Origin of the sequence: Streptomyces sp. NBC_00454 (assembly GCF_041434015.1) — a bacterium.
Taxonomy (GTDB): Bacteria; Actinomycetota; Actinomycetes; order Streptomycetales; family Streptomycetaceae; genus Streptomyces.
Genome location: NZ_CP107907.1, coordinates 6,996,865 through 7,019,839, shown reverse-complemented (window position 1 = coordinate 7,019,839; position 22,975 = coordinate 6,996,865). Strand labels below are relative to the sequence as shown.

21 protein-coding genes are annotated in these 22,975 nt (G+C 73.1%); 8 read left to right on the top strand and 13 right to left on the bottom strand.

The genetic code is table 11. The features are described from left to right. The first annotated feature begins 45 nt into the window (after positions 1–45). The 3 genes from OHU74_RS32025 (at position 46) to OHU74_RS32015 (ending at position 2,163) form a co-directional block, all read left to right on the top strand. Positions 46–417: a BlaI/MecI/CopY family transcriptional regulator gene (locus OHU74_RS32025; protein WP_371619120.1), complete on the top strand. Its 372-nt coding sequence runs from the start codon at positions 46–48 to the stop codon at positions 415–417. 5 nt (positions 418–422) lie between these two features. Then, positions 423–1,400: a M56 family metallopeptidase gene (locus tag OHU74_RS32020; RefSeq protein ID WP_371619879.1), complete on the top strand. Its 978-nt coding sequence runs from the start codon at positions 423–425 to the stop codon at positions 1,398–1,400. A 91-nt stretch (positions 1,401–1,491) separates the two neighbouring features. Continuing rightward, a complete protein-coding gene (locus OHU74_RS32015) occupies positions 1,492–2,163 on the top strand; it encodes a DUF6445 family protein (protein WP_371619119.1) in 672 nt (223 codons plus the stop codon). A gap of 9 nt (positions 2,164–2,172) precedes the next feature. On the opposite strand, the gene OHU74_RS32010 is transcribed toward OHU74_RS32015, so the two are convergent. The 3 genes from OHU74_RS32010 to OHU74_RS32000 all read right to left on the bottom strand — a co-directional run bounded on the left by OHU74_RS32010 (position 2,173) and on the right by OHU74_RS32000 (position 4,030). Continuing rightward, on the bottom strand, positions 2,173–2,703 hold the full coding sequence (locus OHU74_RS32010) for a hypothetical protein (RefSeq protein ID WP_371619118.1): 531 nt from the start codon (positions 2,701–2,703) through the stop codon (positions 2,173–2,175). Next, positions 2,700–3,257, bottom strand: a complete 558-nt coding sequence (locus OHU74_RS32005) for a universal stress protein (RefSeq protein WP_371619117.1) — start codon at positions 3,255–3,257, stop codon at positions 2,700–2,702. Before OHU74_RS32005 ends, OHU74_RS32010 begins: the two co-directional genes overlap by 4 nt. Positions 3,258–3,415: 158 nt before the next feature. Next, positions 3,416–4,030 (bottom strand): RraA family protein, encoded by a 615-nt coding sequence (locus OHU74_RS32000; protein ID WP_371619116.1) that lies wholly within the window; start codon positions 4,028–4,030, stop codon positions 3,416–3,418. Positions 4,031–4,248: 218 nt separating this feature from the next. On the opposite strand from OHU74_RS32000, the gene OHU74_RS31995 reads away from it, so the two are divergent. After that, positions 4,249–5,250, top strand: a complete 1,002-nt coding sequence (locus OHU74_RS31995) for an NAD-dependent epimerase/dehydratase family protein (protein ID WP_371619115.1) — start codon at positions 4,249–4,251, stop codon at positions 5,248–5,250. Here OHU74_RS31995 and OHU74_RS31990 read toward each other — a convergent pair. From OHU74_RS31990 to OHU74_RS31980, 3 genes are all read right to left on the bottom strand, one after another. Further along, on the bottom strand, positions 5,247–5,450 hold the full coding sequence (locus OHU74_RS31990) for a cation transporter (RefSeq protein ID WP_371619114.1): 204 nt from the start codon (positions 5,448–5,450) through the stop codon (positions 5,247–5,249). The genes OHU74_RS31995 and OHU74_RS31990 overlap by 4 nt on opposite strands. A gap of 26 nt (positions 5,451–5,476) precedes the next feature. Further along, on the bottom strand, positions 5,477–6,541 hold the full coding sequence (locus tag OHU74_RS31985) for a sulfite exporter TauE/SafE family protein (protein ID WP_371619113.1): 1,065 nt from the start codon (positions 6,539–6,541) through the stop codon (positions 5,477–5,479). 93 nt (positions 6,542–6,634) lie between these two features. Continuing rightward, positions 6,635–7,096, bottom strand: coding sequence for a hypothetical protein (locus OHU74_RS31980; RefSeq protein WP_371619112.1), 462 nt, complete (start codon positions 7,094–7,096; stop codon positions 6,635–6,637). Between the two features lie 66 nt (positions 7,097–7,162). On the opposite strand from OHU74_RS31980, the gene OHU74_RS31975 reads away from it, so the two are divergent. Beyond that, positions 7,163–7,570: a hypothetical protein gene (locus tag OHU74_RS31975; RefSeq protein WP_371619111.1), complete on the top strand. Its 408-nt coding sequence runs from the start codon at positions 7,163–7,165 to the stop codon at positions 7,568–7,570. A gap of 18 nt (positions 7,571–7,588) precedes the next feature. On the opposite strand, the gene OHU74_RS31970 is transcribed toward OHU74_RS31975, so the two are convergent. The 3 genes from OHU74_RS31970 to OHU74_RS31960 form a co-directional block, all read right to left on the bottom strand. Then, entirely contained in the window at positions 7,589–8,764 is a 1,176-nt protein-coding gene (locus tag OHU74_RS31970; RefSeq protein WP_371619878.1) for a winged helix DNA-binding domain-containing protein, read from the bottom strand. Positions 8,765–9,051: 287 nt separating this feature from the next. Then, on the bottom strand, positions 9,052–10,509 hold the full coding sequence (locus tag OHU74_RS31965) for a hypothetical protein (RefSeq protein ID WP_371619110.1): 1,458 nt from the start codon (positions 10,507–10,509) through the stop codon (positions 9,052–9,054). 249 nt (positions 10,510–10,758) lie between these two features. Continuing rightward, a complete protein-coding gene (locus OHU74_RS31960) occupies positions 10,759–11,376 on the bottom strand; it encodes a helix-turn-helix domain-containing protein (RefSeq protein WP_371619109.1) in 618 nt (205 codons plus the stop codon). A gap of 93 nt (positions 11,377–11,469) precedes the next feature. Between OHU74_RS31960 and OHU74_RS31955 the strand changes: the two genes are divergently transcribed. Beyond that, positions 11,470–12,867, top strand: a complete 1,398-nt coding sequence (locus OHU74_RS31955) for an MFS transporter (protein ID WP_371619108.1) — start codon at positions 11,470–11,472, stop codon at positions 12,865–12,867. A 21-nt stretch (positions 12,868–12,888) separates the two neighbouring features. On the opposite strand, the gene katG is transcribed toward OHU74_RS31955, so the two are convergent. Then, positions 12,889–15,117: a catalase/peroxidase HPI gene (gene katG, locus OHU74_RS31950; RefSeq protein WP_371619107.1), complete on the bottom strand. Its 2,229-nt coding sequence runs from the start codon at positions 15,115–15,117 to the stop codon at positions 12,889–12,891. A 301-nt stretch (positions 15,118–15,418) separates the two neighbouring features. Between katG and OHU74_RS31945 the strand changes: the two genes are divergently transcribed. Then, entirely contained in the window at positions 15,419–15,850 is a 432-nt protein-coding gene (locus tag OHU74_RS31945) for a Fur family transcriptional regulator (RefSeq protein WP_371619106.1), read from the top strand. On the opposite strand, the gene OHU74_RS31940 is transcribed toward OHU74_RS31945, so the two are convergent. Continuing rightward, the gene (locus OHU74_RS31940; protein WP_371619105.1) at positions 15,830–17,131 is read right to left on the bottom strand and encodes an ion channel protein; all 1,302 of its coding nucleotides are present in this window, start codon (positions 17,129–17,131) and stop codon (positions 15,830–15,832) included. The genes OHU74_RS31945 and OHU74_RS31940 overlap by 21 nt on opposite strands. Positions 17,132–17,225: 94 nt before the next feature. Continuing rightward, the gene (locus OHU74_RS31935; protein WP_371619104.1) at positions 17,226–18,806 is read right to left on the bottom strand and encodes a DUF6056 family protein; all 1,581 of its coding nucleotides are present in this window, start codon (positions 18,804–18,806) and stop codon (positions 17,226–17,228) included. 379 nt (positions 18,807–19,185) lie between these two features. Between OHU74_RS31935 and OHU74_RS31930 the strand changes: the two genes are divergently transcribed. Continuing rightward, on the top strand, positions 19,186–20,673 hold the full coding sequence (locus OHU74_RS31930; RefSeq protein WP_371619103.1) for a hypothetical protein: 1,488 nt from the start codon (positions 19,186–19,188) through the stop codon (positions 20,671–20,673). 35 nt (positions 20,674–20,708) lie between these two features. Here OHU74_RS31930 and OHU74_RS31925 read toward each other — a convergent pair whose 3' ends face one another. Then, on the bottom strand, positions 20,709–22,829 hold the full coding sequence (locus tag OHU74_RS31925) for a PIG-L family deacetylase (RefSeq protein WP_371619102.1): 2,121 nt from the start codon (positions 22,827–22,829) through the stop codon (positions 20,709–20,711). Positions 22,830–22,975: the final 146 nt, after the last annotated feature.

Sequence of the window (22,975 nt, the reverse complement as noted above, 5' to 3'; positions counted from 1 at the left end):
CGGTCTACATCACCGTAGACGGGGAAGTGCGGAGGAGCGTCCCGGATGGGCGACACGAACGCGGAACGCCGGCCGGCCGGTGAGCTCGAAGCCGCCGTACTGGCCGCCCTGTGGGCCGCCGGGACCCCGCTGACCCCGGTCCGGATGCAGGACGCGCTCGGCGGGACGCTGGCGCGGACGACCGTCACCACGATCCTGTCCCGCCTCTACGACAAGGGCACGGTCGACCGCATACGCTCCGGCCGCGGCTTCGCCTACCTGCCGATCGAGGATGCCTCCGGACTGACCGCCCGGCGGATGCACGCCGAGCTGGAGAAGACGCGGGACCGCGGCGCCGTACTGACCCGCTTCGTCTCCCGGCTCAGCGACGAGGACGAACAACTGCTCCGCGCACTGCTCGAAGGGGACGCCCCGTGATCTACATGGTGTGGCTGCCGCTGCTCCTCCCCTTCCTGGCCGGCCCCGCCGCCGCCCGGCTCGCCCCCTCGCTCCACCCCCGCCGGGCGGCCCGGCTGCTGGCCGGCACCGCCGTGGGCCTGGCCGCCGCCAGCACCACCGCACTCGCCCTGCTGATCGTCCCGGGCGCCACGCACCTGCACGCCGTGGCCGCCCTCGGCAAGCTCCTGACCCCCCTCTCCACCGGTTCCCCCGACTCCGTGATCGCGGTGGCCGTCACCGCCGCCGGGCTGCTCGCCGGGTGCGCCGTCTCACTGGGCCGCGCCCTCCACCACCGCCTCGCCCAGCTGCGCCGCGCCCGGCGGCTGGCGGCGCGCGCCGACGGCGAACTCCTCGTCCTGCGCGACGACCGCCCCGACGCCTACGCGCTGCCCGGCCGCCCCGGCCGGATCGTGGTGACCACCGGAATGCTGCGGACCCTGTCGGCCGAGGAGCGCGAGGCCCTGTTCGCCCACGAGCGGGCCCACCTGAGGGACCGCCACCACCTCTACGTGGCCGCGGCCGAGCTGGCCGCCCTGTGCCACCCCGCGCTGCGCACCCTGCGCGAGCCGCTGACCTACGCCCTGGAGCGCAGCGCCGACGAGGCCGCCGCCGCGGCGGTGGGCGACCGCCGGCTGACGGCGCGCGCGATCGGCAGGGCCGCCCTGGCCTCCCGGGCCGCGGCCACCCGTACGGCGGACCGGCCCGGACTCGCGCTGGCCGCGACGGCCGGACCGGTCCCGCGCCGCGTCGCCGCCCTGCTCGGCCGGCCCGCCGAAGCCACCCCCGGCCGGCCGGGGAGCCCCGGCCTGCCCCGGCGGCTGGCCGGGCACCTGATCGCCGCCACCCTGCTCGCCTGCCTCGCCCTGTCGGCCGCCGCGACGGTCGAGGCCGCCGACGATCTGCACGCCGGGATCGAAGCGGCCCAGGGCGAGGCTCCGCGGAGCCAGGCGCCGACCCGCTGAGCGGGCCCGCTCCCCCGCATGGCGAACACTTGACGCAAGGTTGACCGCTTCCAAGGAGAGCCCGCGGCGAAGGTCAACTACTTTCCCTGGCATGCCCCTACACCCCCCACCCCTGCCCGTCCTCCCGTACCGCAAGCCCACCCGCGGGCGCGACTACTGGGAACTGGACAACGTACTGCCGGATCCGGAGGCCGTACGGGAGCGCCTGCTCGCCCGGGACGACTGGACCGAGGGGTACCCCCACAAGCCCGAGGCCTGGCCGGGCCTGCGCTCCATGCCCGCGCTCGAACCGGACGAACTCGCGCACGTGGAACGGCTGGTGCGCAAGGCCACCGGAGCAAAGCGGATCTGGGCGCAACAGCCTGCCGGCGGCGGCACGTTCAACCACAACTGCGTACAGGTCGTCGGCGAGGGCGAGTGCGAGCCGCGGCCCCACACCGACTCGCGCACGCTGTGCCGGTACGCGGCGGTGCTCTACCTCAACCCCCGGGTCCCGAAGGGCTGCGGCACCAGCTTCTACCGCCAGAGCCTGCCGGGCGGCGCCCTCGGCGGCAATCAAGTGGCCGCGCCCCACAACAACTTGGTCGACGCACTGGGCACCCGCTTCGTCGCACCGGACTCCTTCGTCGAGGACATCCGGGTCCCCCACCGGGCCAACAGGCTGCTGCTCTACTCCGCCAACCTGATCCACACCGCCACCGCCTACTGGGGCCACACCCTGGAGGACAAGCGGATGACGGCGGTGTTCTTCTGGATGGCCTGACCGGACGCACTAGAAGATCCCCGACACCCTGAACACCGTGCGCGCCGTTTCCCGCTCGACCAGCCGGCGGAGCCGTCGCAGCGGCTCCCGGCCCTCGCGCAGGGTGCCGCGCGACAGGCTGGCGGCGATGCCCTGGTCGAGGGCCCGCCACAGCTCCGGGTTCGCGAGGAGGACCCGGGGGTCGGTCTCCAGCCGGTTGCCGTCGGTGTCCCGCAGGACGATCCGCTGGGCGACCCCGTCGTACCAGGCCACCGAGGTCAGCCGGTCGGTGCGCACGTGCCGGTGGTGCACCAGCCCCCGGGTCATGAGCAGTCCGGGGGCGGCGCGCACGCGGGTCGGCCACAGGACGGCGAGCAGGACCAGGCCCAGGGCGCTCCACAGCAGGACGCGCGGCCAGTCGCTGTATCCGGCCGCCGCGTCCACGCCCGTCAGCAGCGCCGGGAAGGTGACGGCCACGCCCGCCGCGGAGCGGGCGTCCGCGGCCCAGTCGCGGTTCTGCACGGTCCGCGGTACGGGCACCCGCCCGGTCGTCGAGCTCACCGGACCAGGTCCCCGGCGTCCAGCGGCCGCCGCCACACGATCCGGCGGCGTACGGCGTCCAGGTCGGCCCGCAGCGGACTGGGCGGCACCGCCAGCACCGGGCAGGGGGCGTGCGCCAGGCAGTAGCGGGAGACCGAGGGGCGCAGCGCGCGCAGCAGCGGGCCGCGCGGACCCGTACCGACGACCAGCAGGTCGTCGGGGTCGCGGACGGAGTCGACCAGCGCCGCGCCCGGGGTGCCGCGGACCGTCAGCCCGGCCAGCGTCACCCCGGAGGGGGTACCGCCGAAGGCGGTGAGCAGGACCTCCCGCAGCCGCTCCACCGCCGCGTCCCGGGATGCGGCCAGCAGCGGTGTGCCGCCCCCGCCGCGCCGGGCGCCGGGTCCGCCGAGCGGTGGCTGCCATGCCAGGACGACCCACAGCTCCGCATCCCGCGCCCGTGCCTCGGCGTGCGCCACGTGCAGTGCCGTCACGCTCCCGAGGGATCCCCGCGCCCCCACCACGACTCGTCCTCGCACCGCGCCGTCCTCCCTCTCCGCTGCCTCCGTCACCTCCATGGAACGGCGGCCGCGGACTCCGGGACAGGCTTCCTGACGGCCTCATGACGCCGGGACCGCAAACCCTGACGGACCTCTGACGGGCCCCTGACGGACCCGGTGTCCCCGGCGTCCCCGACGAGGCCGAGGACCCCGTTTTCGGCCCGCACCTGAACGGCTCAGCCGGTGAAACCCCGCTCGCGCAGCGCCTGCTCGATCCGCGAGCGGTGCTGCTCCTCCCAGGCGTCGAGGGACTCCCCTGCCTCCTTGGCCAGCTTCGCCAGCGCGGCCCGCAGGACCTCCTCCTGGCGGGCGGCCGGGGTGACCACGACGCCCTCCTCGTCGGCGACCACGATGTCCCCGGGGTGCACGAGGACCCCGCCGACCCGAGCCGGTGCGCCGAGCTCCCCGATCTTCTCCTTGGCGCCGGGGATCGGGACGACCCCGCGGGAGAAGACGGGGAACCCGGCTCCGCGCACCTCGCCGAGGTCGCGGATGACCCCGTCGAGCACGAAGGCGGCGATGCCCCGCCGCTGCGCGACGGCGCACACGTTGCCGCCGGCCAGCGCGTACTCCACGTCGCCCGACTCCACGACGATGACGGAGCCCGGCTCCGCGCGGTAGATGGCCGCGTGCAGCATCAGGTTGTCGCCGGGCTCGCACCGCACGGTGTACGCGGGTCCCGCGACGCGCGGCGAGTCCCACAGCGGGCGGATGCCGATGTCCATGACCTGCTCGCGGCCCAGCAGGTCGGCGAGGGTGGTGGGGGGAACATCCTTGAATGCGTCGTCCATGCCGGTCGGCCTCCGTACTGTGAAAGTGCTGGTCGCAGCTGGTTCCGCGGTCCGGGCCCGACCTTACGGGTGCGCGCGCGGCGCGGGCTCGCCGCCCCTCGTACCTCCTTGTATCTGCTCGCATCTGCCCGTACCTGCCCGTACTTCGACGATGCCCCGGGGTCCGCTGTCCGCGAACCCGCCCCACGGCGGCGGGCTTCGCGTGCTTGGCTGCCGGGATGGAGATCTTGGTTCTGGGTGGAACGGCATGGCTGGGCCGGGAAGTGTCCCGGCAGGCGATCGGACGCGGTCACCGGGTGACGTGCCTGGCGCGCGGCGAAAGCGGAGAGGCCGCGGACGGGGCGACCCTGGTGGCCGCCGACCGGCGCGGCCCTTCGGCGTACGAAGCCCTTCGCGGCCGCACCTGGGACGCGGTCGTAGAGGTCTCGTGGCAGCCGGGCTTCGTCCGCGCGGCGCTCGACGCGCTGGGCGACCGGGCCCGCCACTGGACCTACGTCTCCTCGGTCAGCGCCTACGCCTCCCACGGCACTGCGGACGCCGACGAATCCGCGCCGCTCCTCGCCCCGACCGAGCTGGACGAGGTCGGGCGCGAGGCCTACGGCGAGGCGAAGGCCGCCTGCGAGCACGCGTCCACGGCAGCCGTCGGCGAGCGCCTCCTCATCGCCCGCGCCGGGCTGATCGGCGGCCCCGGCGATCACAGCGGCCGCTCCGGATACTGGGCCGCCCGCGCCGCACTCGATCCGCGCGGCCCGATGCTGGTCCCCGACGAACCGGACATGCCCACCCAGGCGGTCGATGCGCGGGACCTCGCCGCCTGGATCCTCGACTCCGCGGAGAAGGGCACCATCGGTACGTTCAACGCCGTCGGCCCGGCCGTCCCGTTCTCCGAGTGGATCGAGCTGTCCCGCGGCGTCGCCGGCCACACAGGTCCGGTGGTCACCGCCGATTCGGCATGGCTGCTCGACCGCGGCGTGGCCCAGTACATGGGGGCCGACTCGTTCCCGATGTGGATGGTCGAGCCGGGCTGGGAGGGATGGTCCGCCCGCAACGGCTCCGCGGCAGCCTCCGCCGGCCTGCGACACCGCCCGCGGGCGGAGCTGCTGGCAGACACCCTGCGCTGGGAACGCGAGCAGGGCCTGACCCGGGACCGTCGGGCCGGCCTCGCCCCCCGCCGCGAGCGCGAGCTGCTCGACGCGCTCGGAGTTCCCGGCGCCGGCTAACCCGACCGCTCGGCTGCGTATCCCGCCGAGGCGATCGCCGCGACGACGGCGGCCGGATCCACGGACCCGTCGGTTTCGACGACGGTGCGGCCCGTGCGGATGCTGGTCGCGCTGGCGACCACCCCCGCCAGTTCCTCGACCTCGTCGTCGATCAGCAGGCCGCAGCTCGCGCAGTGCATGCCGGTCACGGCGAATTCCATCCGCGTGTTCCCCGTCCCTCGCGTCCTCACTGGGTGCCTCCCGGGGTCTCGAAGGTGATCCGGCCGCCGTACATGCCCATGCCGCAGGTGTACGACAGGGTGCCGGGCTTGCGGGTACCCAGGTCGACGGCGGTCTTCCCGGTCGTGGGGAGGATCTTCTGGACGCCCAGGTCCGGGACGACGAAGGAGCGGACGCAGCCGCCCGTCCCCTGCGTGGCGACCACCAGCGTGGTGGGAACCCCGGCCTTCACCGTGACGGCGGCCGGGCTGTACGAGGTCGTACGGGCCTGGATGGTGACGGTCTGGCTGCCGTCCGCGTTGACCACGACGGCCTCGGCCGCCCCGCTCTCCGGCGCGCCCCCGCCCACCGGCGCGGCCGCGACGGCCGAAGGCCCGGCGACCGGCCACCAGCCTCCGAGGCGCAGCCCGGACCCGAGCGTCCACACCGCGACCAGCAGCACCACGACGGCGGTCACCAGGGTCAGCCGCCCCTGCCACAGGCGGGCGGCGGAGCGCAGGAAGAAGCCGAGGACGGCGAAGAGCGGGCCGGTCCCGAGGACGAAGCCGGCCATCACCGCCGCTCCGGTCAGCGGGGCGCCGGAGGTGACGGCGAGGAGTTCCACGCTCAGCGTGACCCCGCAGGGGATGAGCACGGTCAGGAAGCCGAGTACGGCCGGTGTGGTGACGCCGGTGGACTTCGCGGACCGGCGGACCCTCCTGCCCCAGGAGGCGGGCGGCCGGGGCACGAAGCGGCGTACGGCCCGCACCCCGAACATGTCCAGCGCGAAGAGCACCATCAGCACGCCGGCGAGCAGCATCAGCGCGGCCTGGGTGCGCGGGCCGGGCTGGATCGCGGCGCCGAGCAGGCCGAGGGCGGCGCCGAGCAGGGCGTGGGAGACGAGCTTGGCACCGAGGAAGGCGCCGACGGGAGCGAACAGGCCGCTGCGCTCCCACCTCTCCTCGGACCACTCGGCCGAGCGGCGGCCGACGGCCCCGGCGAGCAGACCTCCCTGGACGGCGGCGCAGGACGCGCCGCCGGCGAACAGACCGGTGGAGACACCGGTGACGAACAACGCGGTGGTGGAAGCCATGAAGGAACGGACTCTCTGTGCGTCACAGCGGATCAGGACACGGCGAAGCACCCCGGCCGCCCGGCATGCGGGCGGGTACGGGTGCGGGGCCGGTCAGGTCCGGCTGACGCAGAGGGAGTCGAGATCGGGCGCGCGCGGCTGCGCGCACACCCGGTGCGGTACGGGCCCGGCGGGGCCCGCGGCCACGGAAGGCAGGCCCCACGCGGCGGATCCGGCGAGGTGTCCGGTCGCCGCGGCCGTGTCGGCCGGGGCCCACGCCGAGGCCAGTGGGCAGTCCTCCCCGGAGGCCGAGCAGCCGCCGTCGGCACCCTTGCCCGCGGTCTTGGCTGTGGCAGGGCCCGTGTTCGTGGCCGTGTCCATGGCCGTGTCCATGGCCTCCGAAACGGCCGTGTCCATGGCTGACGTGTCCGCCGTGGCAGGCATGCCGGCCATGGCGGACATGGGATGCGTGGAATGCGCGGGATGCGTGAACAGACCTCCGCAGACGAGCAGCACCACCGCCACGACGCCTGCGACGACGGCCGCCGTGCGTCGTGGGGCCCGGATGATCTGCATGGCCGCGATGCTACGCCAGCCACCCGGCCGTCTCGCGGACCGGGGCGGCTCTGCCACCCTGGAGCCATGGACGCACCTCTGCGCGGCGCATGGCTGCGCGCCGGAATCAGCCGTGACGACGGCCCGCTGCGGGAAACCGGGCACGTCGTGTGGCTCCAGACCGGCACCTTCTACGCGGACAGCCGCGGTTTCGCCGGAACCACCTCCTACGAGGGCGGCCGGGTCACCTTCCACCACGACGCCGGCACCCCGGGCCACGACGTCGGGACCCTGCGCTCCGAGGGCACCCTCATGATCGAAACCGGCACCAACCTCGACGGCAGCACCTTCCTGGAGGTCTGGACACCGCTGCCCCACGTCGAGGGCCCCGAGGGTTCCTGGACCACCGGGGGTGCGCAGACGGTCCGGGTGGGCAGCCACGTCGTCCACGTCGACGCGGCCGGCCACGGCACCCACCTGCTGCTCCCGGACTGACCTCCCTCCGCCTCCCCCTCAGCTCCCCGGGAGCAGCCGGGTCTCGGCGGTCGGCAGCTTGTTCCACCAGTGGCCGTACCGGCTGTAGACCGCCGGGTCCCGGTCGGCGAGGAAGGCCGTCAGTGACCGGGCCTCGTCGGCCAGTGCCTCCCAGACCTCGTCCGGCAGCGGGTGGAAGGCGGTCGCCTCGATCCCTCCCGCGGCGGGACGCCACACTCCGGCGACGTACCCGTCGACCAGCAGGGTCGCCAGGGTGTCGCCGTTCACGCGGGTGACGAGCTTGCGGTACTGCGGCGGGATGACGCGGTCGCGGTCGGAGTAGGCCAGCAGGGTGCTGTCCCACATGGCCATCAGCCGGGGCGGTGCCGGTGTGTCCTCGTCCGGTCGCGGTGCGCCGGGGACGTCGAAGAGCTCTTCGCCCTTCGGCCCTTCCAGACGTTCCACGCGCGGCCCGTGGCCTTCGGTCGCCGTCGGCGCCCGCAGTGCCTGGAGCGCCTTCCTGACCCTGGCCCGCTGGACCATCGCGAACTGCGCCACGTCCGCCACCGAAGCGGGTCCGAACCCTTCGAGGTAGCGCAGCACCAGCTTGCGCAGGGACTCCTCGGAAGCCTCCGGGTCCGCCGGCACCGCCCTCGGGACGGTCGGGGGCGCGATGTACGACGGGCGATCGCCGAAGGACCACGGCCGGGCGGTCGGTGCGTGCAGCAGCGGTGCGTACTGCCGCAGCCCCCACCAGGCGCCCGGCTGCGCGGGTGCACCGAGCCGCTCCCCCAGCCAGGCCTCGCACTCGGCGTTCGTCCGGGGCCGGTCGGCGAAGGCGAGCAGCTCCGGAACGAGCGCGTCGGCGTCCTCGGCGGTCAGCCCGGACGCCGTGAAACGGTCCCCCAGCCGGGATGCCCGTACCCCCGGCTGCACGGCCTCGCGGAAGGTGGTGAAGTCCTCGTGGTGGACGGCGTGCAGGGTGATCCGCATCAGGGTCGCCTTGACGACGGCGTGGCGGGCGAAGGCGGCGTCGAGACCGGCCGGGTCGAAGCCGCTGAGCCTGTTCCACAGCGCGAGATAGGGCGAGGCCGCCTGCTGCGCCTGCAGGGCGACCACGCGCCGGATCCCGTCCTCGACGCCGAGCGGCGCCCGCTCCAGCAGCAACTGCCGGGCGAGAGTGGAACGGTTGAGTCCTCGTGCGGTGATCGTCACGGCGGTCACTGGATGCTCCTGCGGTGCGGGTGCCGGGAGGCGGCGGGGCAGGCGAAGACGTTGAGCTTGCCCCAACGGCCACAATAGTCCGGGTGGGCTCGCCGGGGTCCTCTCCGGCCGGGACCCGGCCCTCCCGCGGTCGCCAGCTGCTTGTCCCCTACCCGCCCTTCCTCCGTTCCCCGGGCTCTGCCCGGACCCGGTCCTCAAACGCCGGACGGGCTGGAAGAGGCCGCTCAACGGCAATATCCAGCCCCGCCGGCGTTTGAGCGCGGGGTCTGGGGCGGAGCTCAGCCCTTGGTGATCCTGACCACCCCGGTTTCCGTGCCCTGGTAAAGGGTGCCGTCGGGGCCCGTGGTTCCGGTCATCTGGAGCGGGTTGTACACCAGGCCGATGCCCAGGAAGGAGCTGGTGAGCTGCGCCCCGGTGGCCGGGTCGAGCACGGAGTGGTGGTACGAGGCGAAGGTCTGGACGCCCGCGCTGCCCGTCGGTCCGGTGACGGAGACGGTGTAGATCTTGCCGTCGGCCACCGAAAGCCGGGGCAGGGCGGCCGACTTCACGGAGCTGTTCCACACCAGAGTGCAGCCCGTCCCCTCGGCGTTGACGTCGACCCGGCTGAGGCCGCCGTCGAAGTTCGCGGAGGACGGCTTGCTCTCCGGGGCCCCCGCGGGCAGGGCCGGGTAGGGATATCCGTAGGTGTTGGTGACGAAGACGCTGCGGCCGGAGGCGATGACGGCGTCCTCGGTCCCGCTGTTGGCGTACTGGGTGAGCACCGGGGTGGAGCAGATCGGCGCCGGTCCCCCGTCCACCCGGTAGACGAGCAGGTTCTCGTGCCCGGCGGCGTTGTCGGTGATGGTGACGTACTCCGTGCCGTCGCCCGGTCCGAAGAAGCTCGGGGTGGCCCCGGTGCCCCAGCTGAGCTGGCCGGGCTTGCGGCCGGGACCTCGGTCGTAGGGGGCCCGCCAGTCGATGACGGGGGTGCCGTCCGGCGACTCGGACAGCAGGTAGAGGGCGTGGTCGGTGGCGACCGCCGTGTGACCCGGCACGGTGGAGATGCTGTTCTGTACGCCTTCGCCGGTGCCGATGGCGCGTACCGCTCCGGTGGCGGTGTCCGCGGTGCCGATCACGCCGCCGGTGGTGGCGAACCAGACCTTGCCGTTCCACGCGGGGGCCAGGCCGACGATGTTGTCGCCGGCGGGGACGGCCGCCGCGAGCGGGGTGGACTGATCAACCGTCAGCGTCCAGCCGGAGCCGCTGCGGTGGTGGCCGATGCGGAGGAGGTTGTTGTTGCCGTCCACGGCGACGAGCCGGTCGTCGTTGTCGAGGTAGGAGTAAACGCCCCCGAACAGGCTGCCCTTGGGCAGGGCGAGGGAGGCGAGGTCGGTTCCGGTGGCGGGATCGAGCAGGTGCACGGTCGGGGTCCGGCCGAAGATGGTGGTGCACAGGGCGACGACGTAGCCGTCCGATCCGATGACCACGGTCGGGCACGCCGAGGCCAGCGCGGTACGGGAGTACGCGATCTTCCCGGTTCCGGGGCCCGGGTAGGGCGTGGTGTCGCTGGAGGCGCTGTCGCCGTGCATTCCGGCGGTGCCGTTGGGGGCGCTGGCCGGGTTCCGGGGCGGCAGCGGACCGTAGGCCGTGGTGTCGGCGGAGGCGTCGCCGGCGGTGGCGCCGAAGGTGCCCAGGGCAACGACCAGGGCGAGGGAGAGCGCGGCGAAGCGCCCGCCCGCGGGCAGGGAAAACGGCATGGGGGTGTCCTCGGACAGGAAGGGACGGCAGGGAGAGGGCATGGGGGCCGCACGCTCGATCGGCGTACGGCGAGGGCCGGTTGTGGTGGCCCGGGCCGTGTTCCGATCGCGGTGGCGCACCGACACGGCCCTGACGAAGACGCTAGCCGGTGATCACGGCCCCCGGCCGGCTCCGGGGCACACCGCACAGCATGTTCATGCCCCTGCAGCACTCGCGCAACAGACCGCCGCGAACGGCCGCCCCGCCCTTCAGCCGGCCGGTCTCGGGTGCACGACCGCCCGGTCGCCCCGCGGTCCGAACAGGTGCAGGATCTCCACGGCGGTCGTGCCCGCCGGACCGAACCAGTGCGGTTCCCTGGTGTCGAACTCGGCCACCTCACCGGGCCCGAGGGTGGATTCGTGCTCCCCGATGACCAGGCGGAGCTCGCCCGCGAGGACGTACAGCCACTCGTAGCCCTCGTGGGTGACCAGCTTCGGCTCGCGCGGAGCCAGTACCTGCTTGAACACCTGCACCCGGCCCGGATACTGCGTCAGGGGTACGAGGGTGCTGCCGTGCCCCTTGTGCAGGGGCGCGAGGTGCACCCGGGGGTCTCCGCTGGCCGGCGCGGCCACCAGCTGGTCGAGGGCGATGCGGTGCGCACGGGCGAGCGGGATCAGCAGCTCCAGGGTCGGGCGCCGCTTGCCCGATTCGAGGCGGGACAGCGTGCTCACCGAGAACCCGGTCGCGGCGGCCAGCGCCTCCAGCGTGAGTCCGCGGTCCCGGCGCAGCGCGCGCAGCCGGGGCCCGATGGCGTCGAGGATCCGCTCCACTTCCCCCGTGCCGTTGTCCTCGTCCTGGTGCCGGCGCTGGTCCTGACGCTTGTCCATGGCTCCATTTTGCAGTCTTCGCAAATCTTCTGGGTCCTCGAGGCCGTCCGGCCGGAGCATGGCCGCACAGATTCCGACCCTGTGAGGTAGGCCGTGGCCACGACGATTCAGGCAGTTCCCCCCGCGCTGAGCGCACGCAGACGCTGGACGGTGCTGGCCGTCTGCTGTCTGAGCATGTTCCTGGTGGGCCTGGACACCACCATCGTCAACGTGGGCCTGCCCGCCATCGGGCGCGGCCTCCACGCCGGGACCCGGTCGCTCGAATGGACCGTGGACGCCTACACCCTGGTCCTGGCCAGCCTCCTGATCACCTCCGGCGCGATGGCGGACCGCTTCGGGCGCCGCAGGGTGTTCCGGCTCGGGCTGAGCGTGTTCGCCCTCGCCTCGCTGCTCTGCGCGATCGCCCCCTCGGTGGAGGTGCTCGTCGCGGCCCGGGCGGTCCAGGGAATCGGCGCCTCGATGCTCAGCCCCGTGGCACTGGCGATCGTGGTGAACGCGATGCCCGACCCGAGGGAGCGGGCTCAGGCGATCGGGGTCTGGGCGGCGGTCTTCGGGCTCAGCATGGCCGTCGGCCCGGTCATGGGCGGCGCCCTCGTCGCGGCCTTCGGCTGGCGGTCGGTGTTCTGGATCAACGCACCGGTCATCGTGATCGCCCTGGTGCTCAGCTCGGTGTTCGTCCCGGAATCCCGGGCGCAGCGGCCGCAGCGCCTAGACCTGCCGGGCCAGCTCCTGCTGACGGCGGTCATCGGGATCTCGGTCGCCGTCCTCATCGAGGGTCCGCACATCGGCTGGACCTCGTCCGGGGCGCTGTGCGCGTACGGGTTCACCGCCGCGGCGGCGGCCGGATTCGTACGGGTCGAGTCCCGTCGGAGCGATCCGCTGATGGATCCGCGGCTCTTCCGTACACCGGCCTTCCGGAGTGCGTTCCTGGGTGCCGTGGCGGTCTTCGTCGCCCTGAACCTGACCCTGCTGCTCAACACCCTCTACCTGCAGCACACCCGGGGATGGACCCCGCTGGCCGCCGGTACGGCCACCTTGCCGATGGCGGTCGGGGCGGTCTTCTGCGCGCCGCTGTCCGGCCGGATGACCGGCCGCGGCGGGCCCCGGCTGCCGCTGCTGCTGGCCGGCGGGTTCATGACGGCTGGCGGGCTCTGCCTGGTCCGGCTCGATGCGGACACCGGCGTGCCGCTGCTCCTGCTCGCCTACCTGCTCATCGGCACCGGGTTCGGGTTCGCCAACGCTCCGATCACCAACACGGCGGTGAGCGGGCTGCCGCCGGCCAGGGCCGCGGTGGCCGGAGCGATCACGTCCACGGCACGGCAGTTCGGCGCCGCGATCGGCATCGCCGTCGCCGGCGGGCTGGTCGCCGGTGCGGACCCGGCCGGGCTGGCGCGGGCATCGCGGCCGGGCTGGGTCCTGGTCACCGCCTGCGGGCTGTTCCTCTTCCTCGTGGCCCGGTCGGCGCGGCGGCCGGCCGCCATCGGTGGATGACGGCCGGCCCCGGCTCCGTGACTAGACCAGGTCGAAGCGGTCCAGCTTCATGACCTTGTCCCAGGCGGCGACGAAGTCCTTGACGAACTTCGCCTTCGCGTCGTCGCTCGCGTAGACCTCGGCGAGCGCGCGCAGCTCGGAGTTCGAGCCGAAGACGAGGTCGACGCGGGTGCCGGTCCACTTGACCGCCCCCGCGGCGTCCCGGCCCTCGAAGGTGTCCTCGTCCCCGGCCGTCGTCTTCCACGTCGTGCCCAGGTCGAGCAGATTGACGAAGAAGTCGTTGGTCAGCGTCCCGGGGGCCGTGGTGAGGACGCCGAGCTTCGACTGCTGGTGGTTCGCGCCGAGGACGCGCAGACCGCCGACGAGGACCGTCATCTCGGGGGCGCTCAGGTTCAGCAGGTTCGCCTTGTCGAGCAGCAGGTACTCGGCCGACAGGCGGTTGCCCTTGCCGAGGTAGTTGCGGAACCCGTCGGCGGCCGGTTCGAGCGCCGCGAAGGACTCCACGTCCGTCTGCTCCTGCGTGGCGTCCGCGCGGCCCGGGGCGAAGGGGACCTGGACCTGGACACCGGCGTCCTTGGCGGCCTGCTCGACGGCCGCGCCGCCGGCCAGGACGATCAGGTCGGCCAGCGAGATCTGCTTGCCACCGCTCTGCGCCGAGTTGAAGGACTCCCGGATGCCCTCCAGCGTGCGCAGCACCGTAGCCAGCTCGTCGGGGTTGTTGACCTCCCAGCCGCTCTGGGGCTGGAGGCGGATGCGCGCGCCGTTGGCGCCCCCGCGCTTGTCGCTGCCGCGGAAGGAGGAGGCGGAGGCCCAGGCGGTGGAGACGAGCTGGGACACCGACAGGTCCGAGGCGAGCACCTGGCTCTTGAGCGAGGCGATGTCCGCGGCGTCGACGAGCGGGTGCGTCACCGCGGGGAGCGGGTCCTGCCACAGCAGCGTCTCGGAGGGGACCTCGGGGCCGAGGTAGCGGACGACCGGGCCCATGTCGCGGTGGGTCAGCTTGAACCAGGCGCGGGCGAAGGCGTCCGCGAACTCGGCCGGGTTCTCGTGGAAGCGGCGCGAGATCTGCTCGTAGGCCGGGTCGATCCGCAGCGACAGGTCGGTCGTGAGCATCGTCGGCGCGTGGCTCTTGGACGGGTCGTGGGCGTCGGGCACGGTGCCCGCTCCGGCGCCCGCCTTCGGCCGCCACTGGTGGGCGCCGGCCGGGCTCTGGAAGAGCTCCCACTCGTAGCCGAAGAGGATGTCGAAGAAGGTGTTGTCCCAGGCGATCGGGGTGTTGGTCCAGATCCCCTCGAGACCGCTGGTGATGGCGTCGCCGCCCTTGCCGGTGCCGAAGGAGTTGGCCCAGCCCAGGCCCTGCGCCTCGATCGGGGCGGCCTCGGGGTCGGCGCCGACGCTCTCCGCCGGGCCCGCGCCGTGGGTCTTGCCGAAGGTGTGGCCGCCCGCGATCAGGGCGACGGTCTCCTCGTCGTTCATCGCCATCCGGCGGAACGTCTCACGGATGTCGCGGGCCGCGGCGACCGGGTCCGGAGTGCCGTTGGGGCCCTCGGGGTTGACGTAGATGAGGCCCATCTGGACGGCGCCGAGGGGGTTTTCCAGCTCCCGGTCACCGGTGTAGCGCTCGTCGTCGAGCCAGGTGGTCTCGGGACCCCAGTAGACGTCCTCGTCGGGCTCCCAGACGTCGGCCCGGCCGCCGCCGAAACCGAAGGTGTCGAAGCCCATGGACTCCAGCGCCACGTTGCCGGTGAGGATCATGAGGTCGGCCCAGGAGAGGCTCTGGCCGTACTTCTTCTTGACCGGCCACAGCAGGCGGCGGGCCTTGTCCAGGTTGCCGTTGTCCGGCCAGCTGTTGAGGGGCGCGAAGCGCTGCTGGCCGGCCCCGGCGCCGCCGCGGCCGTCGCTGATGCGGTAGGTGCCGGCACTGTGCCAGGCCATTCTGATCATGAACGGGCCGTAGTGGCCGAAGTCGGCGGGCCACCAGTCCTGCGAGCTGGTCAGGACCTCGGCGATGTCCCGCTTCACCGCCGGGAGGTCGAGGGTGTTGAAGGCCGCCGCGTAGTCGAACTCCTCGCCGAGCGGGTTGGCCACGGCGGGGTTCTTGGCGAGGATCTTCAGGTTGAGGCGATCCGGCCACCACTGGCGGTTTCCGCCGCCCTGGGTCGGGTGCGCGGCGCGTTCGTGCGCGACCGGACAGCCCGTCGCGCCCTCCGCCTTCGCGTCGGTGACGATTGCATCATGGTTCTCAGACATGGGAATCCTTCCGGACCGGACCAGGCGGTCACGGTGATCAGGAACTGCATGCGGTGGAACATTGGTGGCTCAGGACCCCGGTAACGGGCCCGGCTCCGTTGATCGTCCTGACGCCGAGGTTGTCGCTCACGTCCAGTCTCCCGCTGCTTTGGAGTCTGTCTGTCCCTTGGCTATCGACGGAACCGATCCTACGATCGACGGAATCCAAGTCAAGAAAGACACCAAGCCCATATCCCGTCGGTTTCCGGACGTCGGCCGGTAAGTTTCGGGGTACCCGTCGAACCTGAAAAGGTGAGCCGATATGAGTGACCTGCTGGAACGGCTACGAGGGCGCGCCTGGCGGATGACCTCCCAGCGGCGCGTGGTCGCGGAGGTCCTCGACGGCGACCACACCCACCTCACGGCCGACGAGGTGCACGCCCGGGCGGTGCGGCTGCTGCCCGAGATCTCCCGGGCCACCGTCTACAACGCCCTGGGCGAGCTCGTCTCCCTGGGCGAGGTCGTCGAGATCACCACCGACGGCCGGGCGAAGCGCTACGACCCCAACGCGCACCACCCTCACCAGCACCTGGTCTGCTCCGACTGCGGCCTGATCCGCGATGTCCACCCGCAGAGCAGCCCGCTGACCGGGCTTCCGGACGAGGAGCGGTTCGGCTTCACGGTGACCGGGGTCGAGGTCACGTACCGCGGGCTGTGCCCCGCCTGCGCCCGGTCAGCGCAGGGCGGCGCCTGATTCGTCCAGTTGCATCTGGGGACGCCCGGTGACCAGGAGCCAGGCCGGGAGCAGCGCGAGGCACAGCAGGGGCAGCAGGCCGATGCCCGGGGCGATGACCGCCGCGGTGAACAGGCTCAGCCAGCCCTGCCGGGTGACGGCCAGCAGGAGGCCGAGCACCCCGCAGGTCACGGCCACCGAAGGCTCCACCGCCGGCACCAGGGCGTGGACGGCCAGGCCGAAGGCGGCTCCCGCGAAGACGGACGGGAAGATCCGCCCGCCCCGGAACCCGGACCCGCAGGCCACCAGTACGGCGGCCAGCTTCACCACGGTCATCATGACGAGGGCGCCCGCGGAGTGCCCCTTCGGATCGGCGGCCAGTTCGCCGATCTCGTCCAGCCCCTTGAAGAGGGTGAGGTGGCCGCCGAGGGCCCCGAGCAGACCCAGCACCACTCCGCCCAGGGTCAGCGCCAGTACGGGATGCGGCAGCATCCGGAAGGCGCGATGGACGTACGGGAAGGCGTAGACGGCGGCCAGGCCCAGGACCGCGGCGACCGGGGCGACCAGGAGAGCGGCGAGCAGGTCGGGCCAGCGCGGGCCGTCGAAGGCGGGCAGGGACAGACCGAAGGAGGGCACGCCGAGCAGCTTGGAGGTGACTCCGCCGGCGCCCGCCGCGACCAGCGGGGCGAAGAGCTGGTCCCACAGGCTCGGGGTCCGTTCGGCCGGGTTCTGCGGACGGGGAGCCGCGGCCAGCGACTCGGTGAGGATCAGCGCGGCCGCGACGGGGGTGCCGAACAGCGCCCCGACCGTACCCGCGGCGCCCAGGGCCGCCCATACCTGTCCCGAGCTGCCGGGCACCAGGCGCCGGCCCAGCCAGTAGGCGAGGGCGATGTTGGCGGCGGTGATCGGGTTCTCCGGGCCCAGGCTCACCCCGCCGGCCAGGGCCAGCCCGGTCGCCAGCAGCAGGCCCGGGACCACGCGGGGGGACAGCGGAGCGTCCACCAGTCCGGTGGTAGCGGGATCCGGCCCGGCGTGTCCGGGTGCCTTCCACACCACGAGGCCGACGGCGATGCCGGTCGCCGTCAGGACGGCCATGATCCACCCCACGGACCAGCGGCCGATCCCGATGGCGTCGGGAAGGGTCTCCCAGAGCACGTCCTTGAACAGCTCGGCCGCCTCACTGACGGCGGCCAGCAGCAGGCTCGAGCCCAGCCCGATCACCAGGGCGGGCAGGACCAGGGGCAGCAGGGCCCTGGCCGGGGTGGCCGGAGGTGGCACGGCGGGCTTCACTACGTCGCTCACCGGATCAACCTAGCGGCGAATAGTGCTAAAACCTGGCAAATGCCGCACGTGAGTGGCGCCCTGCGAAGACGGCCTAGGCGCCAGCGGTCCGCGCTCAGCGGCGGTGGATCCGGTCGATGTCGTACCACTTGGAGACGCAGGCGGAGACCCAGTCGCGCTGGTAGTTCTTGGTGTAGAAGGGCTCGGCGAGGTTTCCGATGTAGAGGGGCTTGTAGCCGACGTCGGTGGTGCCCTGCCGGGCTTCCTTCTCGATCCGGGCGTTCTGGGCGTCCCAGGCCACCGATCGGGTGACGGTGGTGGTGGTCAGCGTCTGGACGGCGGGGACGAGCGCGGCCATCGCGGCGAGCGTGAAGGCGCCTGTGGCGATGACGGCGACGGGTGCGTACCGGGTGGTGGTGGTCCGGCTGGCGAGGTGGCGGCCGGCCCACTGGCCGAGCAGGGCTCCGTAGGCGCAGAGCGCGAGGACCATGGGGACGAGGTAGTTGGTCCAGGTGCGGGCGTAGGTCCAGCCGGTGGGGCCGTATCCGCTGCGCAGGCCGGCTGCGACGGCGAAGGAGCCGAGGACGACGACGAGCGCCGGGAGCAGCCAGAGGGCTGCCCGGGTCAGCCGCGGGACGGTGCGGTCCGGTCCTCGCCGGCCGGCGGGGGTGCGCAGGCCGATGGCGAGGCCGATCAGGATGCCGACGGCGGCGGCTGCGAGGTAGGCCCACTGGCCGGTGACGGAGTCCCACATGAGGAGCCAGTCGTGGGTGGTGGCGCGCAGTCCCTTGCGGGAGAGGAGGGATTCCTTGGAGGGGTTCTGGGCGCGGCGCCAGCGGGCTCCGGGGGAGGTGTAGAGGAGGAGCAGGCCGCTGAGGAGTCCGAGGCACCAGGTCAGGCACCAGGTGAAGGGGCGCCAGGTGGCCGCGAGCCGGAACCGGGGGATGGCCAGGAGTCCGGCGCCGGCGCCGAGGAGGCCGGTGACCAGCGTGAACGGCTCGCTCAGGGTGCCGAGCGCGGCAGCGATGAGGAACGTCGCCACGAACCCGAACGTCCGGGCTCCGCCGGCCGGCCGGCGGACCGTCCGGATTCCCAGCAGCAGCGCCCACACTCCGATGACGCTCGGAACGGTGTGCGAAATGGTGGCCGGGGCCCACAGCAGTACTTGATAGCTGCGGGTTCCGGCGAAGTAGAGGAGGGCCTGGAGGACCAGGGCGGCGGCCGTGAGGAGGAGCAGGCGGGGCTTGGCTCCGAGGAACCGCATGAACTGGGCGCCGAGGAGGACCAGGCCGAGGGTGAAGGTGACGGCGATGACGGTCGGCAGGATCTTGGTGCCGATGAGTCCGTCGCCGTAGATGACGCCGCTCAGGAAGGCGTTGGCGACCCGGCCGTTCTGGGTCATGTAGAAATCGGAGGTGATCCCGAAGACGCCCATGTCACGGGATTTCCAGGCGGCGCACCAGTCGTCCGAGGTCGGCCGCACGTAGAGCCCGAGGAAACACCCGACGGCGACCAGCGCCCCCGACACGGTCACCAGGATCCCGGCCGTACCGAGCATCAGCCCGCGGCCGAACGCCCGCCGGTCACTGCCCCGGACCGCTGCCGGGGAATCCGTCCGCGGGTCTCCCTCCCCCGCGGGCCCGTGCTTGCCCACGCCGACGCCCTCGCCCATGCCCTCGGTCACATCAGTGCTCATTCACCAGTCCTTAACGTCGGCGCAGGGCGGGTCCGGTCACAACAATGTGCACGGTGCCGCGCCCACCGGCATCCGGAGGTCACGCGGGTACATGAGTTCGCGAGGGGCCTCGGTCGTCTCTTTCGGATCTTGCCGGTCGAGCCCGCGTCGTCCGGTGCCGTGCCTCGCCGTGCTGCCGGGTCTCCCGCGTACTGGACGTACTCGGGTGCCCCGGCAGCGCGGCGAGGTGCGGTGCCGGGCGGCGCGGACCCGGCAAGATCCGAAAGAGACGGCCTAGATCACCCGGGCGGCGGCCCTGTCGTGGTGGGCTCAGCCCGTCGCGTCCACGATGGAAGATCCGGGGCGACCCGCACACGCACCTCCTACGGAAGGAACGGCGATGCCTGCTGCCCCGCTCGTCCGCTGGGCGGTCGTGGCGGCGTCCCTCGTGAGCGTCGCCCTTCCCGTGTGCATCTCCACGGGGCCGGCCCGCCGGCCCGCCGAGGGAGCACGGTCGCCGTTCCTCGTCAGACCCACGGGGCACCAGGGTCACGGCGCCGCCCTGTACGGCAGCTACCCCTTCCTGCCGATGCCCGCCGCCCTCACCCCCTCCGTCGGGGTCCTCTCCAACACGACCGCCACCGAGGGCATCGCTCCGTCCGTCGCCGCGGGCGCGCGGTACATCGAGCGGAGCAACGTACTGCGGCTGGCGTCCGGCCGGTGGAAGTACCTCCCCGACGGCCGGACCGCTTCGGTGGTGGTGGCTCCCGGGGATCCGGCGGCCCGGCGGCAGATCGAGCGGAGCCGTGCCTGGCTGGCCGCCGGACGGGTCCCGGGCAGGTCTCCGGCGCAGCGCGCGGCGGCCGAGCGGGCCCTGCTGGGGATGCGCGCCCTGCTCCGGCCGGACGGGGCCATGGCGGCGGGGTGGACCCCCGGCTGGATGTACTCCTGGCCCCGCGACTCCAGCTTCGCCGCCGCCGCGTTCGCACACACCGGCCACGAGGCCGAGGCCTACCGGATTCTGCGCCACAGCGCCCGGACCCAGCGCAAGGACGGCACCTGGGAGGCGCGGACCAAGCTCGACGGCTCCGGCCCGCCGGACGGCAGGCGGTGGCAGCTCGACGCCAACGGCTGGGTCCCCTGGTCCACTTGGCAGTGGTACCGGACGGCGCCCGGTGCGACCCGGCAGGCCCGGCTGGCCGTCCTGTACCCGATGATCCGCAAGGCGGCCGACCATGCGGCGGCCTCCCTGGGGAAGGACGGGCTGCCCCCGGCTTCCCCGGACTACTGGGAGCTGATGACGGCCACCCCGAACATCGGCACGGCCGCACCCCTGCTCGCCGGGCTCAACGCCTCGGCGGACCTCGCCGCGGAGATGAACAGGCCGCAGGACGCGGCCCGTTGGAGCGCCGCTGCCGGGCGGCTCGCCTCCGCGCTGGCCAAGAGCTTCGCTCCCGGGGGTTACCGGCGCACGGCCGACGGACTGCACGGGCACGACAGCGCGGTGACCTTCATGGCGCCACCCTTCAACGCGGCCCCGGCCGGTCTGCCCCGAGCACTCGACACCACGTACGAGGCCCTGCTCCTGCCCAACGGCGGCATCACTCCGGGGAACGACCCGAAGGCACCCTGGGGCGGGAACGCCTGGACTCCGAGCACCTCGCTCTTCGCCCTCGCCTGGGCCGGCACGGGGAGGGCGGAGAAGGCCGGGCAGGTCCTGGACTGGGTCCTGTCCAAGCGGAACCCGCTCGGGGAGCTGCCCGAGAAGGTCGACGGCGCCGGCAGGCCCTCATCGGTCGCACCACTGGCCTGGACGGGCTCGATCACCGTCCTCTCCCTGCTGGCACTCGACGGCGAGGCACTCCCGACGCCACCTCTGCGGTCCTGAGGAAGCCCGGGGCCGCGGCGGTGACGACCCCAGTGCTAGGGCTTGACCGCGCGGTGCCACGGGGCCGGAGGGCCGGCCGGCGGCTTGGATCCGGGCGGCGGGGTCGGGGTGATCACGTGCAGATCGGCGTCCAGGCCGAGGGCCGCCGCGACGTCCGTACGGGGTCCGTCGGCCACGCCCGCCGGGGCGCCCGTGAACAGCATCCGGGATTCCTGCCAGTCCTGCGGACCGCCCGTGCCCGCCATGCCCACCAGGCCGACCGCGCCCGTGCTCGCGCGGCCCACCAGCATGTCGCCCACGACGCCCACGGCGCCGTAGCCGCCCGGACCGCCGGTCTCGGTGACCGGGGAGAACCGCGGTGCGGGCTGTCCGCCCGCGGTGGCCAGGGTCGTGGCGACGGTGCCCTTGCCGGGCCTGCGGAAGAACAGGCGGACGCCGTCGCCCTCCGGCACCGCCGAGAGCACGCCCGTCGTCGGGGGCAGATAGGTCGGGAAGGGGCCGCCGAGCGGGGCGCCCGGCGCCGGCTGGACCCAGGCGAGCACGGAGCCGTGCGTAGCCGCGTAGACGTGGCGCCGCCCGGACCTGTCGGTCTCGGCGACCGGATCGCCCTGGAGACCGGCGCCGCCCAGGGCCTTCCATTCGCCGAACGCCCCGTCCGGGGCCGACTGCGCCGCGGCCCGCAGGGTGCGCCGGGAGTCGCGCACGTACGCCGTCATCCGGCCGGACTGATCCACGGCCACGGCCGGCCCGCTGATCGCCGAGGTGCCGGACCGGTCGACGGTGTCCGGGGAGCCCAGTGACTTCCACGGGCCGAATGCGCCGTTGGCCTCGGACTGGACGGCGTACACGAGGTCACGGCTGTAGTCCTGGTGCTTCGCGCCCAAGGTGGTGCGGGTGGCGAACACCGCGAGCCTGCCGCCGGGGAGCCGGACCGCGGTCGCCCCCGTGTCGAGCGCGGTACCGGGGCCGGTGCCGGGGCCGGGAAGGAACTGGGGGCCCTGCCAGGGAGCCTTCTCCCCGCCGCGGGTCCAGTACGCCATGCGACCGTCCAGTACGGCGAAGGCCCACACCCGTCCGGGGGCGCCCTCGGCCATCCAGGAGGTGGCGTCGCCCCGGCTGTAGCGGATGGTCTGATTCCAGCCGGCGCCGGTGGGCCGGGTCGCGGTCTTGCGGTCTCCGCAGCCGGCGGGGCTGCGGCACCAGTCCTCGCGGTCCGTCCAGGCGTAGGTCTTGAGGTAGCCCAGCTTCTCCTCGGCCGCGCGCGCGTCGAGCGTCGGGGGCAGGCCGGTGTTGGGGTAGCTGATGTAGTTCTGGATGGAGAAGTGCGGCCGGTCCGCGGACTGCGCGTAGCGTTCGCTGGCGGCCTGGACGAAGCGGGCGCCGTACATGTGGTCCTGGTGGTCGAGGAAGACCCCCGTGGCCTCGATCCTGCCCGGGGTCGGGTCCTGCGTCCGTATCGTGGTCGGCTTGTACGTCGACAGGACGCCCGCGATCGCGGCTATCGCCTGGTCCTTGGTGTACGAGAACGTCTGCTTGACCGGCGAACCGGAGGACAGCTGGGCGTCGAGGGCGGTTATCTTGCCGTCCCACAGTCCGCGCAGGCTCTGCGGGTTGTCCCCCGAGATGCTGCGGGCCTCGCGGAGCTCCATCCACACCAGGTTGACCTCGGGGCGGGCTATGAGGACGTCGACCTCGGCACTGCCCCCGCCGGCGGTCCGTATGGACTTGCGCTCCCAGGGGCTGGTCCGGTCACCGGTGGCCATCTGCGCGTAGGCGCCGCGCACGCCGTTCTGCCGGGCCTCCGAGTAGGAGGCGTGGTCGGCGGGGCCCACGGGGTCCTGCAGTGCCCCGCCGTGCGCCTCGTTCCTGCCGTCGGACTCGCCGGAGGTCAGGTAGACGGTGGTGACCTTGATGCCGGCGGCTATGGAACGGCTCACGTCGGGGTTCATGAAGAAGAGGTCGTCGTCGGGGTGCGCGACGATCTGGAGGGTGGAGCCCTCGGTCACGCTGGCCTGGTCCGCCACCTCGGGGCCCGAGCCGTCCTGCCGCCCGGTGTCGCTCGCGCCGTCGTCGTAGGCCCATGCCGTCACACCGGCGGCGCCGACGCAGACCGCGGCGACCAGGGCCGCGAGGCGGGTACGGCTGACCAAGGACATCTGGAACACCTCGGGGTATCGGAAACGGCCGGGCCCAATTATGCCTTGTTCGCTTGCCGATGACGCACCTTCAAACGCCATATCAAACAAGCTGAGTTGAATGCGCAATATCAGCTGTTTACTCCCTTTGTCGCTTTTGGGACCAA